The 14343-nt window shown below is 42.0% G+C and carries 12 protein-coding genes and 1 pseudogene; 6 read left to right on the top strand and 7 right to left on the bottom strand.

Annotated elements, in window-relative coordinates; translation table 11 throughout:
• Nucleotide 1: 1 nt before the first annotated feature.
• The 5 genes from ACHLI0_RS08930 to hemW form a co-directional block, all read right to left on the bottom strand.
• Nucleotides 2-2695, bottom strand: coding sequence for a TonB-dependent receptor domain-containing protein (locus ACHLI0_RS08930; RefSeq protein ID WP_490748934.1), 2694 nt, complete (start codon nucleotides 2693-2695; stop codon nucleotides 2-4).
• 5 nt (nucleotides 2696-2700) lie between these two features.
• A complete protein-coding gene (locus ACHLI0_RS08925) occupies nucleotides 2701-3573 on the bottom strand; it encodes a FecR family protein (protein WP_490748933.1) in 873 nt (290 codons plus the stop codon).
• A gap of 24 nt (nucleotides 3574-3597) precedes the next feature.
• Complete coding sequence (locus tag ACHLI0_RS08920) at nucleotides 3598-4032, bottom strand: hypothetical protein (protein WP_048695600.1); 435 nt, start codon at nucleotides 4030-4032, stop codon at nucleotides 3598-3600.
• Between the two features lie 134 nt (nucleotides 4033-4166).
• Entirely contained in the window at nucleotides 4167-4715 is a 549-nt protein-coding gene (locus ACHLI0_RS08915) for an RNA polymerase sigma-70 factor (RefSeq protein ID WP_234120409.1), read from the bottom strand.
• Nucleotides 4716-4734: 19 nt separating this feature from the next.
• Nucleotides 4735-5865, bottom strand: a complete 1131-nt coding sequence (hemW, locus tag ACHLI0_RS08910; protein ID WP_258894135.1) for a radical SAM family heme chaperone HemW — start codon at nucleotides 5863-5865, stop codon at nucleotides 4735-4737.
• A 257-nt stretch (nucleotides 5866-6122) separates the two neighbouring features.
• Between hemW and fusA2 the strand changes: the two genes are divergently transcribed.
• From fusA2 to ltrA, 4 genes and pseudogenes are all read left to right on the top strand, one after another.
• Complete coding sequence (fusA2, locus tag ACHLI0_RS08905; RefSeq protein WP_008759735.1) at nucleotides 6123-8279, top strand: elongation factor G2; 2157 nt, start codon at nucleotides 6123-6125, stop codon at nucleotides 8277-8279.
• A gap of 265 nt (nucleotides 8280-8544) precedes the next feature.
• The gene (locus ACHLI0_RS08900) at nucleotides 8545-10092 is read left to right on the top strand and encodes a sensor histidine kinase (protein ID WP_008759736.1); all 1548 of its coding nucleotides are present in this window, start codon (nucleotides 8545-8547) and stop codon (nucleotides 10090-10092) included.
• Between the two features lies 1 nt (nucleotide 10093).
• A complete protein-coding gene (gene rprY / locus ACHLI0_RS08895) occupies nucleotides 10094-10795 on the top strand; it encodes a response regulator transcription factor RprY (protein WP_005678712.1) in 702 nt (233 codons plus the stop codon).
• 483 nt (nucleotides 10796-11278) lie between these two features.
• A pseudogene (gene ltrA, locus ACHLI0_RS08890) lies at nucleotides 11279-12722 on the top strand (group II intron reverse transcriptase/maturase).
• Between the two features lie 72 nt (nucleotides 12723-12794).
• Here ltrA and ACHLI0_RS08885 read toward each other — a convergent pair.
• Complete coding sequence (locus ACHLI0_RS08885) at nucleotides 12795-12971, bottom strand: hypothetical protein (protein ID WP_008759737.1); 177 nt, start codon at nucleotides 12969-12971, stop codon at nucleotides 12795-12797.
• A 139-nt stretch (nucleotides 12972-13110) separates the two neighbouring features.
• A complete protein-coding gene (locus ACHLI0_RS08880; RefSeq protein WP_008759738.1) occupies nucleotides 13111-13557 on the bottom strand; it encodes a MarR family winged helix-turn-helix transcriptional regulator in 447 nt (148 codons plus the stop codon).
• A gap of 160 nt (nucleotides 13558-13717) precedes the next feature.
• On the opposite strand from ACHLI0_RS08880, the gene rpsF reads away from it, so the two are divergent.
• The gene (gene rpsF / locus ACHLI0_RS08875; RefSeq protein WP_008759739.1) at nucleotides 13718-14062 is read left to right on the top strand and encodes a 30S ribosomal protein S6; all 345 of its coding nucleotides are present in this window, start codon (nucleotides 13718-13720) and stop codon (nucleotides 14060-14062) included.
• Nucleotides 14063-14064: 2 nt separating this feature from the next.
• Nucleotides 14065-14337, top strand: a complete 273-nt coding sequence (gene rpsR, locus ACHLI0_RS08870; protein WP_008759740.1) for a 30S ribosomal protein S18 — start codon at nucleotides 14065-14067, stop codon at nucleotides 14335-14337.
• Nucleotides 14338-14343 lie beyond the last annotated feature (6 nt).

The following is a 14343-nucleotide window of genomic DNA, read 5'->3' as shown; positions in this document are numbered from 1 at the left end:
CTTAGAATTTGTAAGTGTAAGTAAAAGATGGAATGCAGGGGAGCAGGGTATATTTTTTGATCACACTTTTTCCATCGTCATTATGAGAGCGAAATACCCATGCCGGATTCATGGAGTTGTATGCATTATAAAGACTGATGTTCCAGATACGCATTCCGTGCTTGGTCTTTTTATTGAAATTAATCCCTATGTTCAACCGGTGGCTCGCAGGCAGCCGGTAATTATTGCGATGTTCTATGTAATTGACCTCTCCAACATTAGGGGAATTGTTATAAATAGGATTGTAGTAGTTATCGAATCCCAGAATAAAGCCATTGTTTGCTCCATTACCAGGACGGATGATGGTTGTTTTTTCTTCGGGAATAGTACTGGTTCCTCCTGTGTAAAACATCCACGAGGCACCGATGTCAATACGTTCGCTGAATTTATGGTTGAGAGTCAGATTAATATTATGGCGCCGATCATATTTGTATGGAAATCGCTCTCCATTGTTGATAGCACCTTTAGCAAATTTGCGGTCGCTTTTGGATAAGGTATAAGACAACCAGCCTGTTGTCTTCCCGAGCGTTTTTTGAGCCATAAATTCAATTCCCATCGAACGTCCTTTCCCCATTTCAACTTTGCTTTCCCATCCGGTGGAAGAACCGAAAAAACTGACTCCGTCTTTATATTCCAGCACATTGTACATGTCTTTGTAATAGCCTTCTACTGAGAACTCCCAACCTTTGATACCTGTATAATATCCCCCCAATGAATACTGGTGGGATCGCATCGGTTTGATTTTTTTTGTGACAGGCACCCATAAATCAGTAGGCATAGCGATGGGCATGGACGAAAGCAGATGTACATATTGACTCATCTTTGTATAAGATGCCTTGAGGATTACGTCTTTACTTAGTTGATAACGTGTTGAGACACGTGGCTGCAAGGAGAAATAACTTTGTTTTTGTACTTGAAACAGAGAAAAGTGTAATCCAAGATTAAGCCGTAGACGAGTACCGATTTTTAGGTTATCTTCTGCATAAGCCGATACTTCATGTGCATAAATCCGGCTGTTGTTCATACTGTGGTAAGTAGTGTCGCGAAATGCCTCAGAGTCTACCTTGTCTGATATTTTGGAGGTCATCACTTCCGGACGAAAACGGTGATAGATATATCCTGCTCCAAATTTAATATGGTGCATAGGAGATGGGTTGTAATCAAAATCTATCTGATAATTCCAGTCATTGATACCTGAACGATAGTCTGAAGAGTATCGGTTGATGAAGGTTGTGTTATTGGTGAGTGAATATTGATTATTCGAATATGCACTTACATTGAATAGGTAGTTGTTGTAGGAAACTGTCGTGTTACTAAACAGGCGATTATTGAAAATGTAGTTCCATCTGGCGGAAATGATTGTGTTTCCCCAGTTCATTTTACTTCCGTCCTTGAAATCGCTATTATCATCATATTGGGTAGCGAAGTGATCTTTCCCGTTATAAGCACTCAGATATAAACGGCTCCGGTCGGAAAACTTGTGATTGATCTTTGCATTGATATCATAAAAGTAATAGTTGTATTTCTCATCATCGGGCATGAATGGCTTGGCTATTAAATCAATATACGAACGTCTGGCGGATATGTTGAATGATGTTTTGTCTTTCACAATCGGTCCTTCCAAATTTATTTTGCTGGTTAGCAAGCCGATACTGAGTGTCCCATGATATTTTTTCATATCCCCGTCATTGGTGCGTACGTCAATGACGGAAGAAAGGCGTCCGCCGAAGCGTGCAGGAAAGGAACTTTTAAATAAAGTGACCTTTTTGATAGCTTCAGGAGTAAAGACGGAAAAGAAGCCGAACATATGGTCTACGTTATATACCGGAGTTCCGTCAAGTAAGATCAGATTTTGGTCGGGACTGCCACCACGTATATATAATCCAGCCGATCCGTCTACTCCTGCCTGTACTCCGGGCATTAACTGAATGGCTTTCATTACATCTGATTCTCCTAATATACTTGGAGTATTCTTGATTTGCACCATTGGAATCTCGACAGCTCCCATCTGTGTGGCAACTGTCCCTGCTTCTGCTTTATCTGAAACGACCACTACTTCTTCTAATTGTGCGTTTCCTTTCATACGAATATTCAGCAGAGTATCTTGAGCAAGGGTGAAATGATGTGTTTCTGTGGTATATCCCAAATAAGAGAAACGTAATTCCGTTTCTCCTTCGGGTAGAGTGATACTATAAAAGCCGTAAGGATTGGTAGTAGTGCCTTGATATTGATGACTCTCAATGATATTAGTACCAATCAACGTCTCGGACGACGTCCCGTCGGTAACATATCCGCTGATAGTAAACTTGCGGCTTACCGGCTTTTGCACCCTTTTCTTTTGCAGGAGAATGTATCTCTCAGAGAATTTGTAACTGATCGGTTCATCCTTGAATACGAGATCCAGTATCTCATGCAAAGGCATATCTTTCACTTTCAGATTGATTTTATGGCTGATGCTGATTTCTTCACTGTAGATAAAAGAATATCCTGTAGAGTTTTCGATTAACTTGACGAACTCCTTCAATGTAGCATTTCGCAATGTGATTGTGAGTCGGGCATTTGCATTCTGTGCGTATGCCTGTGCGGTGATAAGGATCACCATACCTATCAGAACGAGCGTTCTGACAGGTAGGTGTCCTTGGTGAATAGTTCTCATTTAGTCTAGTTTTTAGTAATAGTAATCTGTTGAGTGTTTCGTGAATAGTTGAAATAACCGGCATTATGCAGGACAGATAAAATCGCATCCAAATCTTCTCCATTACGGAATCGCGCTGTGATCCGATAATTTCGCAAGGTTGAGTCGGCAATGTGAATGGTTGTTCCGAACGAGTTGGAAAGTTCGCGGGCAATCTCCTGCAACGGCAGATCATCGAATATGAACTCCCCATGGCGCCATGAAATTTCATCTCCGGCATTCTCCAGTACCTTGCGGGTAAGCTTTTGTTCCACCTTATTATATATAGCCACCTCATTCGGTTTCAGCACCATGTGTACTGAGTTGTTTTTATTGCTGACTGCAACCGACCCTGTTAATAAAGTCGTCTTTACATCCGGATTATCGGGATAGGCGTCCACATTGAAGTGAGTGCCCAATACTTGAACGTCAATCGTTTCTGTCTGCACTATAAACGGATGCTTTGGGTCTTTACTTACTTCAAAATAGGCTTCTCCGCTCAACTCCACTTCCCGGTTATCCGATTTGAACCGTTCCGGATAGGAAAGGGAAGAATAATGGTTTAGCGTGACGGAAGTGCCGTCGGGCAGATGGACAGTGCGTGTTTCTGCCAAAGTGGTAACAGTCTGTATGGTTGCCGGTTGCATGTACAGATAAGCTGCCCATACCGATAGACACAGTAAAACTACTGCTGCCGCTGCCGCAAATGTGCGTGTCAGATACAACCGGCGGTTGCGGAAATTCAGCTTTTTCTCCAGCTGCGGATAACTGGATGTTGCTGAAAAACGTCCTCTCGGTGAGCGGGTGGAAGCAATGAGCTTGTTCAGTATGTCTTCTAATTCTCTATCGGTATATTTCATATCTTTTTCTATTTAGCTTTCTTTCTAATTCCGTTTCAGCAGAATCGTCAGCTTGCTTACACTGCCTTCTTTCCACTGGGGAGTACAGGATAAGGTAATGTTCTGCTGTTTCAGTACCATCTTTTTGGGATATAACTTAATGGTGGTCGTTGCCGATTTCTGTCCCGCCTTGATGGTGACTTTGGTTTCTGTCAGTTTCATAATCGGTGCCTGTCCCGCCGGCAAAGCAGGAGTGGCAAGTAACACTGTCCTGTCTTCTTTGGATTTGTCGGTGGCAATAATTTTAATCTGCAACTCACTCTCGGATTGATTCTTATCACATTCTACTGTTCGGGTAGATTTTTCAAATCCTACATAATTCTTAGGATAATTGTCATTGTCGTTGTTGCAGGAAAATAGGCTCAGGCATGCTGTTAAAAGGACAAAGAGTCCAACGTTTGCGTCATTAAACTTTTTCATCATTCAATCTTTTTTAGTGATTAATCGGTTTATTTGCTGATAAAGACCGGAGATTGACAGAAACTCCCTACGCCTTTTGTGCAAATAAAAGTTAATATTAAAAAGAAGTGCTGAACGGTTCGGGTGATATCCGGTTATCCGCTGGACGAAATCATCTCTTTCAGTCGGGAGACAGCTTTCTGTAGCTGGGCATCAACTGTCTTTATGCTGATATCCAATTCTTCTGCTACTTGGGCATAACTTTGTTTTTCTTCACGGATACGGATGAATATTTCCCGGCAACGTTCCGGAAGCCGGTCGAGTGCTTTCACATAGATTGCAAACAATTCTTCACTGATTAATGACTCTTCCGGAGAATAACTTCGTTCCTGTGGCTCCGGCAGGGAATCGGAATGGATGGTGGCGTACTTCGACTCTTTTTCCAGATAATTGAGAGAAGCGTTCTTGACCAGAATAAAGCAATAGTCCTCAATGTTTTTCACATCAAGAAGGGTGTCGCGCTGCTTCCAGAGTTTGAGGAAGATGTCGAGTACGATTTCCTGCGACCATTCTTCCTGTTTCACATAATAATAGGCTATGCGGAAGAGTCGGTCGTAAGTCATGTTATAGAAGTCGCGGAAGGCTGTTTGCGAGTCCAGTTCCTTCATTTGCCGTAATAACTTCCTTACTTCTGATTCGGTCATCGGCTGATCGTTTAGTTTTTTAATTAACCCAAAGCAAGTCGCTCATAATGCTGTCGGAGATGAAAATTCCTTCCCGTGTCAGGCGTAAAGCCCCCTCGTGCACTTCCAGTTTTCCATTTTCCAGATAGGGGGCAGACATCTTCCGGCAATATTCCCACAGCTCATTACCGAACTCTTGTTTTAGTTTTTCTATAGGTGTACCCCATACGGTGCGTATGGTGGTAATGATAAATTCGTTGTAACGGGTCGTTTGGTTCAGGCTTTCTGTCTCAAAGTCGCGCCGGTTTCCTTCTATACCTTTTATATATAGGTCAATGGAAGATACGTTCCATTCGCGTGTCGTTCCATTGAATGAATGTGCGGACGGTCCGCAGCCCAAGTACGGTATTCCCCTCCAGTACGAAGTATTGTGACGGGAGTATTTGCCGGGGCGGCAGAAATTGGATATTTCATAATGCTCGTATCCTGCATTCTGCAAATGTTCGATCAGCAATGTAAAGAACTGCAGACTGGAATCTTCGTCTACTTCCTCTATTTGATGCTGCTTTAACATATTATATATAGGTGTATCTTCTTCGTAAGTCAAATGGTAAGCAGAAATATGCTCTACATCCAGGCGGATAGCTTGCCGGAGGTCGTTTACCCACCGTTCCTTTGTTTCGCCCGGCAGTCCGTAAATCAGATCAATGCTGATATTCTGAAATCCTGCTTCTCTGCATCTGCGGACAGCTTCGACGGCTGTTTGGGAGCTATGGCGGCGTTTCAGTAATTGGAGTGTCGTATCATCAAAAGTCTGTATCCCCATGCTGATACGGTTGAAAGGGAGAAAGGATAACATCTTCAGATATTCCTGCGACAGATCGTCCGGATTGGCTTCCAGAGTGATCTCCCGGCAGTGTTCCATTCCGTAATTTTCCTGTATCGTTTCAAAGATGCGTTTAAAATCAGCTTCCTCCAGTTGAGAGGGAGTTCCTCCTCCGAAATAAATGGTTTCTACAGGTTCGCCTTTCAGATATTCTTTCCGTATTTCCAGTTCACGGCAGAGGGCGTGCACATAACGCGTCTTTAATTCGCTGCGGGTAGTCGAATAAAAGTCGCAATAGATGCAACGTGTCTTACAGAAGGGAATATGAAGGTAAATACCTGCCATAGTAGATGTTTAGCTTGTTACCAATTGATTATAGCCTGCAAATTTAAACCTTTTTTCTGAGCAATTGATACAATTAACGGGAATTAGGTATAAGTCTGGCCTGTCTGCTACCCATAAAACGGACCTTATGTTACATAACATTGTTTAGTAACACTGTCATAAATATTGCTTTTCCCCCAATAAATCCCTAATTTGCGCAACACTAAATTAATGGTATGCGAGAAACATACTGAGTAATTACTAAAATCTTATATATTATGAAAGTATATCAGACTAATGAAATTAAGAACATTGCCTTGTTGGGAAGTTCTGGCTCTGGGAAAACCACTCTCGTGGAAGCGATGCTTTTCGAGAGTGGTGTTATAAAACGTCGCGGATCTGTTGCCGCAAAAAACACAGTTAGCGATTATTTCCCTGTTGAACAAGAGTATGGTTACTCCGTTTTCTCTACCGTTCTCCACGTAGAATGGAACAATAAAAAGCTTAATATTATAGACTGTCCGGGTTCGGACGACTTCGTTGGCAGTACGGTAACTGCACTTAATGTGACCGACACAGCAATTATTCTTCTCAATGGCCAATACGGCGTCGAAGTCGGTACACAAAATCACTTCCGATACACTGAAAAATTGAATAAGCCAGTTATTTTTCTAGTCAACCAGCTTGATAATGAAAAATGCGACTATGATAATATCCTCGAACAATTGAAAGAAGCGTATGGATCTAAGGTGGTTCCCATCCAATATCCTATTGCTACCGGTCCGGGCTTTAATGCCTTGATTGACGTATTGTTGATGAAAAAATATTCGTGGAGACCCGAAGGCGGTGCTCCTACGATTGAAGATATACCGGCAGAAGAAATGGATAAGGCTATGGAAATGCATAAAGCATTGGTAGAAGCCGCTGCCGAAAATGACGAAGGACTGATGGAGAAATTCTTCGAACAAGATTCTCTGACAGAAGATGAAATGCGTGAAGGTATCCGTAAGGGTTTGATCGCCAGAGGTATGTTCCCTGTATTCTGTGTTTGCGGTGGTAAGGACATGGGCGTTCGCCGTCTGATGGAATTCCTTGGCAATGTAGTTCCTTTTGTGTCTGAAATGCCGAAAGTGGAAAACACAGATGGTAAGGAAGTGGCTCCGGACGTAAACGGTCCCGAATCTTTGTACTTCTTCAAGACGAGTGTCGAGCCGCATATCGGTGAAGTATCTTACTTTAAAGTAATGAGCGGCAAGGTTCGTGAAGGTGATGACTTGCTGAATGCCGACCGTGGTTCGAAAGAACGTATCGCTCAGATTTATGTCGTAGCCGGTGGTAACCGTGTGAAAGTGGAAGAACTTCAGGCGGGTGATATTGGTGCTGCCGTAAAACTGAAAGATGTGAAGACAGGCAATACACTCAACGGTAAAGACTGCGATTATAAATTCAACTTTATCAAATATCCGAATTCTAAATATTCCCGTGCTATCAAACCGGTGAACGAAGCGGACGTGGAAAAGATGATGACCATCTTGAATCGTATGCGTGAAGAAGATCCGACATGGGTGATCGAGCAATCGAAAGAGTTGAAGCAAACACTGGTACACGGACAGGGAGAATTCCATTTGCGTACGTTGAAGTGGCGTCTGGAAAATAATGAAAAACTTCAGGTTAAATTTGAGGAACCGAAGATTCCGTATCGTGAAACGATTACGAAGGCTGCCCGTGCCGACTATCGTCATAAGAAACAATCCGGTGGTGCTGGTCAGTTCGGTGAAGTTCACCTGATCGTTGAACCTTATAAAGAAGGTATGCCTGTGCCCGATACTTACAAATTCAATGGACAGGAATTTAAGATTACCGTGAGAGGTACTGAAGAAATTCCATTGGAATGGGGCGGTAAGCTGGTATTTATTAACAGTATCGTAGGTGGTTCTATCGATGCCCGTTTCTTGCCTGCTATTATGAAAGGTATCATGTCACGCCTGGAACAAGGCCCGTTGACAGGTTCGTATGCCCGTGACGTACGTGTAATCGTATATGACGGTAAGATGCACCCGGTAGACTCAAATGAAATCTCCTTTATGCTTGCCGGACGTAACGCATTCAGTGAAGCCTTCAAGAATGCCGGTCCGAAGATTTTGGAACCGATTTATGATGTGGAAGTATTTGTTCCGTCCGACAGAATGGGTGATGTGATGGGAGATCTTCAAGGACGCCGTGCCATGATTATGGGTATGAGCAGCGAAAAAGGTTTCGAGAAACTTGTTGCTAAAGTACCTTTGAAGGAAATGTCTTCATATTCGACAGCACTTAGCTCACTTACCGGCGGACGTGCTTCATTTATCATGAAGTTCGCTAGTTATGAACTTGTTCCGACAGATGTTCAGGATAAGTTGATTAAGGATTTTGAAGCTAAACAAACAGAGGAATAAACAATAATTCTCTCAAAACTGTTAAAACCGTTGTCTTTTTTAAGTAAAAGGCAGCGGTTTTTGTTTAACTATGATTAATAAAGATGGAAAATCGCAAGGAAAAGATTTAATTTTTTATTAAATTTGCAAACCAAAGGAGGAGTTATATTGTTGTAGTAATCAGAATACAACCTAAATAGCTCTTTACGGTTAATTTCCGGGAACTTCCGGTTAAATCAAGTTAATGCATTAGGAGTGTTAATTAGGGAGTGTTAATTTTGTTGCTATGAAGAAGTCAACAATTTGGATATTAAGTATTGTAATGGGGCTTTCTTTCCTTAGTCTGTTGTATTTGCAGGTCAGTTATATAGAGGAAATGATGAAAACCCGGAAGGAGCAATTTGATTCGGCTGTGCGCAACAGTCTGGATCAGGTTTCCAAGGATGTAGAATATGCAGAAACTATGCGCTGGTTGGTTGAGGATATTTCGGATGCTGAAAGAAAAGCGCTGACTGAAAACAATACTTCATTAGGGCAGAATAATGTAGTTCGGGGGACACAGCGATTTCAAGTGAAGTCACGGGATGGCAAGATTATTTCTGACTTTGAATTGAGGGTGATGAAGATCAAACCGTCTGAACTTCCTAAAGCGATGGTACGTGGACGAAACACGATTCCTCAGACTTCTAATTCGATGTTGGAAGCTATCAAGAATCGCTATATGTATCAGCGGGCACTGTTGGATGAAGTAGTGTTGGACATGATTAGACGTGCGAGTGACAAGTCGATTGGTGATAGAGTACGGTTCAGGGACCTTGACGATTATCTGAAATCGAACTTATACAATAATGGTATAGACTTGCCTTATCATTTTGCAGTGATTGACAAGGATGGACGTGAAGTATACCGTTGTGCAGATTATGAAGCAAAAGGAAGTGAAGAATCCTATCAGCAGGCATTGTTTAAAAACGACCCCCCTGCAAAGATGAGTATTCTGAAAGTGCATTTCCCGGGAAAGAAGGACTATATTTTTGATTCGATCAGTTTCATGATTCCGTCACTGATATTTACGTTGGTGTTGTTGGTGACATTCATCTTTACGATTTATATCGTATTCCGTCAGAAGAAGTTGACGGAAATGAAGAATGACTTTGTCAATAACATGACGCATGAGTTCAAGACGCCGATATCAACTATCTCGCTGGCAGCGCAGATGTTGAAGGACCCCGCGGTAGCAAAATCACCGCAAATGTTCCAGCATATATCGGGAGTCATAAATGATGAGACCAAGCGCTTGCGCTTTCAAGTGGAAAAGGTGCTGCAGATGTCAATGTTCGACCGGCAGAAGGCAACACTGAAGATGAAGGAGATTGATGCGAATGAACTGATTTCGGGAGTGATCAATACCTTTGCACTGAAAGTGGAACGATATAATGGTAAGATAACATCGAACCTTGAGGCAGCCGATCCTGTTATATTTGCAGATGAAATGCATCTTACCAATGTGATCTTCAATCTGATGGATAATGCGGTGAAGTATAAGAAAGCGGAAGAGGATCTGGAACTGAAAGTGAAAACGTGGAATGAATCGGGTAAACTGATGATTTCGATACAGGATAACGGTATCGGTATCAAAAAGGAAAACCTGAAAAAGATATTTGAAAAGTTCTATCGTGTGCATACGGGTAATCTGCACGATGTGAAGGGCTTTGGACTGGGGCTGGCTTATGTGAAGAAAATTATTACCGATCATAAGGGAACCATTAGAGCAGAAAGCGACCTGAACGTAGGAACTAAATTTATTATTGCATTACCTTTATTAAAAAATAATTGATATGGACGAGAAACTGCGTATTTTATTATGCGAGGATGACGAAAATCTTGGCATGCTTTTAAGAGAATATTTACAGGCAAAAGGTTATTCTGCTGAGTTATATCCTGATGGAGAAGCCGGTTATAAGGCTTTCTTGAAGAATAAATATGACTTGTGCGTGTTTGACGTTATGATGCCTAAAAAGGATGGCTTTACGTTGGCACAGGATGTCCGTGCTGCGAATGCTGAGATACCTATCATCTTCCTGACTGCAAAAACGCTGAAAGAAGATATCCTGGAAGGATTTAAGATTGGTGCAGATGATTATATCACGAAACCATTCAGTATGGAAGAGTTGACTTTCAGAATTGAAGCTATCTTGAGACGTGTTCGTGGAAAGAAGAACAAAGAAAGCAATATCTACAAGATCGGTAAGTTTACTTTCGATACTCAGAAACAAATTCTGGCTACAGAAGGCAAGCAGACGAAGCTGACTACCAAAGAATCTGAACTTCTCGGACTGCTTTGTGCGCACGCTAATGAAATTCTGCAACGTGACTTTGCTCTGAAGACTATCTGGATTGATGATAACTACTTCAATGCCCGTAGTATGGATGTGTATATTACGAAGTTGCGTAAGCACCTGAAAGAAGATGACTCTATCGAGATTATCAATATTCACGGAAAAGGCTATAAGCTGATCACACCGGAAGTTGAATCTTAATGAGTACTCCGATAACCACAAATAAAAAATCCCGGAAACATTCGTTCCCGGGATTTTTTAGTTCGCCCAGCACGAACATATTCTAACGGGTGTAAGTCCCTAAAGCGCCCTGACAACGGGAAGTATATAGCCAACGGCAAGGGTGTCCATCGTGAGGTGGAATCTGAAGGAAGCCTGCGGCAAATATCTGGTCTGACGTACAGAAACTTGATATTAAGGCTTAAGGATGTGGATAAGTTTGCTAAACAAAACGAAGTCCTATAGTTGTCCGGAACATCCGAAGTAAATCAAGCAGACATAAGATGGAAAGAATATGTCCATAACTGGGGAGGTCTCACGGGCGAGGAAAAATAAATAAATACAGTCAAGCAGTAATAACGAACCGTGAGAAGTCAGCAGAGGTCATAGTAACCGACAAGGTAAAAAAATCGGCAGTCGGTGAAGGACTGAACTTTTAATCAAACAAGTACCATTTAATACTTTATGAAAGAGTCAATGCGGAAAATCAGTAAAACGAACTGCCCACAAATGGATAGGACAGCATCCGACGAGTATGTGGGAGTGCAGACTTTTATGGAGATAAAAGATGAGCAGCTTGTGGAAGTGCAATTGGAAGAAAACAATCTGTTGGAACTCCTTCTAAGTCCATCGAACTTGAATGCGGCATACCGCCAAGTCGTAAGGAATGGAGGAGTGGGAGGTGTCGATAAGATGGAGACGAGCGAACTGTTGCCATACCTTACCCTCCATAAAGACGAATTGTTGGAAAAGATACGCAGGGGGAAGTATCGTCCGTCCCCTGTGCGCAGGTTAGAAATTCCGAAAGACAACGGTAAAACTCGCCCATTAGGTATCCCGACAGTGGTAGACCGCTTTGTTCAGCAGGCAATCAGCCAAGTGTTGATACCGCTTTACGAACCTCAGTTCAGTGACAACAGCTTCGGCTTCCGCCCTCATCGTAGTGCTCACGATGCACTGCATAAGGTGCAGGAATATGCAGACCAAGGTTATCGCTACTGTATCGGTTTGGATTTGGAAAAGTTCTTTGACCGTGTTAACCACAGCAAACTGATAGAGGTCTTATCCCGAACCGTCAAGGACGGCAGTGTAATATCTTTGATACACAAATACCTTAATGCAGGAGTTGTAGTATCTCACAAATACGCGGAGACTGCCGAGGGCGTCCCCCAAGGTGGTCCATTGAGTCCTATATTGAGCAATATTCTTCTTAATGAGTTGGACCAGGAATTGGAACGCAGGGGGCACCCGTTTGTCCGCTATGCCGATGATTGTCTGATCCTTGTCCATAGTCTTCGGGCAACGGAGCGAGTCCGTGATAGTATTTCCGAGTTTATAGAAAAGAAGTTATTCTTGAAAGTAAACAAAGAGAAGACAGAAGTCGGTTCCATCTGCGGCAAGAAGTATCTTGGACACTCCTTCTACTGAAGAGCCGACCGTAAATGTGGTCTTAATCTTCATAAGAAAAGTCAATCCAAGTTCAAACGCACCATCAAGCACCTGACCAGCCGTAGTAGTGGTCAAGGCTACGCTTGGCTGAAACTCCACCTGACGCAATACATCCGAGGTTGGCTGACATACTATCGTTATGCCGATATGAAAGATTTTATAATCAAAACAGCGAAGTGGTACAATCGTCGTCTTAGAATGTATATATGGAAGAGTTGGAAGCGGGTACGTACACGTTTTGCCAGCTTGCAGAAGTGTGGCATCCCTCGTCGGAAATCTTGGGAATGGGCGAATACCCGTAAAGGCTATTGGCGCATTGCGGATAGTTGGATATTGCATAGAGCAATCACAACAGATAAGCTTGTAATGGCGGGTTATCCGTCAATGATAATTCTTTATACCCAATTGCATCGCAGTTAAGAGAACCGCCGTATGCCGAACGGCACGTACGGTGGTGTGAGAGGTCGGAAAACGAAAGTAGGAGGAAAACTTCTACTTCGTTTTCCTCCTACTCGATTTGATTTCTAATAAATTAATCAGCGATCTTCTTATTAATGACAATATAAGAAATGAGTCCCAGTACTACGAGAAATACTGAACTGCCCAAAACCGCGTTGTTGTTTACATTGCCGGTAAAGGAACAAGCCAACAGGATGACCACTCCGATCAAGATTAATATCAATCCCAAATTCTTTAATAAGCCTTTCATGCGTGTGTATTTTAATAGATTATAATATTCCAGTCACAAATTAAAGCATAATTCTTTAACGGGCGAAATAATTTAGGTGAAAAATCCATTATAAAGACAGATTTAGTGGATTTTATGAATTAAACGATTGTTTATCTGTTTAGTCTTTGGTATTGTAGAATACCTTTTTTAAGACCTCTTGCCCGATGCTCAGTTCTTCGAGAGTGATGCCATGCAGAGCTTCCTTCAGTGTCTGCCCCGCAATGATGCGTGCCTTCTCTTCCAGTTCTTTTCCGTCTTTTGTCAGGTGGATCAGATTGGTGCGACGATCTTTTTTGTCGGAAATACGTACTACAAGATGCTGCCGTTCCATGTTATCTATGAGACGGGTCATGCTGGGTTTGTCTTTAAAAGTTGCATTGCACAACTCTTGTTGTGTAACGCCGTCTTTTTCCCATAGAAAAATAAGAACCGTCCATTGCTCAGGGCTGATTTCCAAACCGTTCTGACGGAAATTGCGATATAGCTTCCGGTTGATTGCTGCGGAAACCTTACCATTTAGGATGGCGAATATAAGCCGGATATCGAAATTAAATTGCTCTATCATGAAATTATTGTTTAAACAACTTTGCAAAGGTAAGCCACTTCCCGGATAATTCCTACATTAGGATACAAAAAAAGATTAAATATTTGTAGTTCAAAATAAAATGCCTAACTTTGCACCCGCATTTTAAAATAAAATAAATTATTTATTTAATTAAACGAGTATGAATCAATACGAAACCGTTTTCATTTTAACTCCCGTTTTGTCTGATGTTCAGATGAAGGAAGCGGTAGAAAAATTCAAAGGTATTCTTCAAGCTGAAGGTGCTGAGATTATCAATGAAGAAAACTGGGGACTGAAGAAATTGGCTTATCCAATTCAGAAGAAGTCAACAGGTTTTTATCAATTGGTTGAGTTCAATGCAGATCCTACTGTCATTGACAAGTTGGAACTTAACTTCCGTCGTGATGAACGCGTTATCCGCTTCTTGACTTTCAAAATGGACAAGTATGCTGCGGAATATGCTGCTAAAAGAAGAAGTGTTAAATCAAACAAAAAGGAGGATTAATCATGGCACAACAGACTCAATCAGAAATCAGATATTTAACTCCGCCCTCAGTAGACGTTAAGAAGAAAAAATACTGTCGTTTCAAAAAGAGCGGTATCCGTTATATCGACTACAAAGATCCTGAATTCTTGAAGAAATTCTTGAACGAACAAGGAAAGATTCTTCCACGTCGTATCACTGGTACTTCTTTGAAGTTCCAACGTCGTATCGCACAGGCTGTGAAGAGAGCTCGTCACTTGGCATTGTTGCCTTATGTAACTGACATGATGAAATAAGAAGGA

Source organism: Bacteroides sp. RCH18 (genome assembly GCF_058231005.1).
The sequence above is the reverse complement of the archived record's forward strand: the minus strand, read 5'-3'. Positions and strand labels throughout refer to the sequence as shown.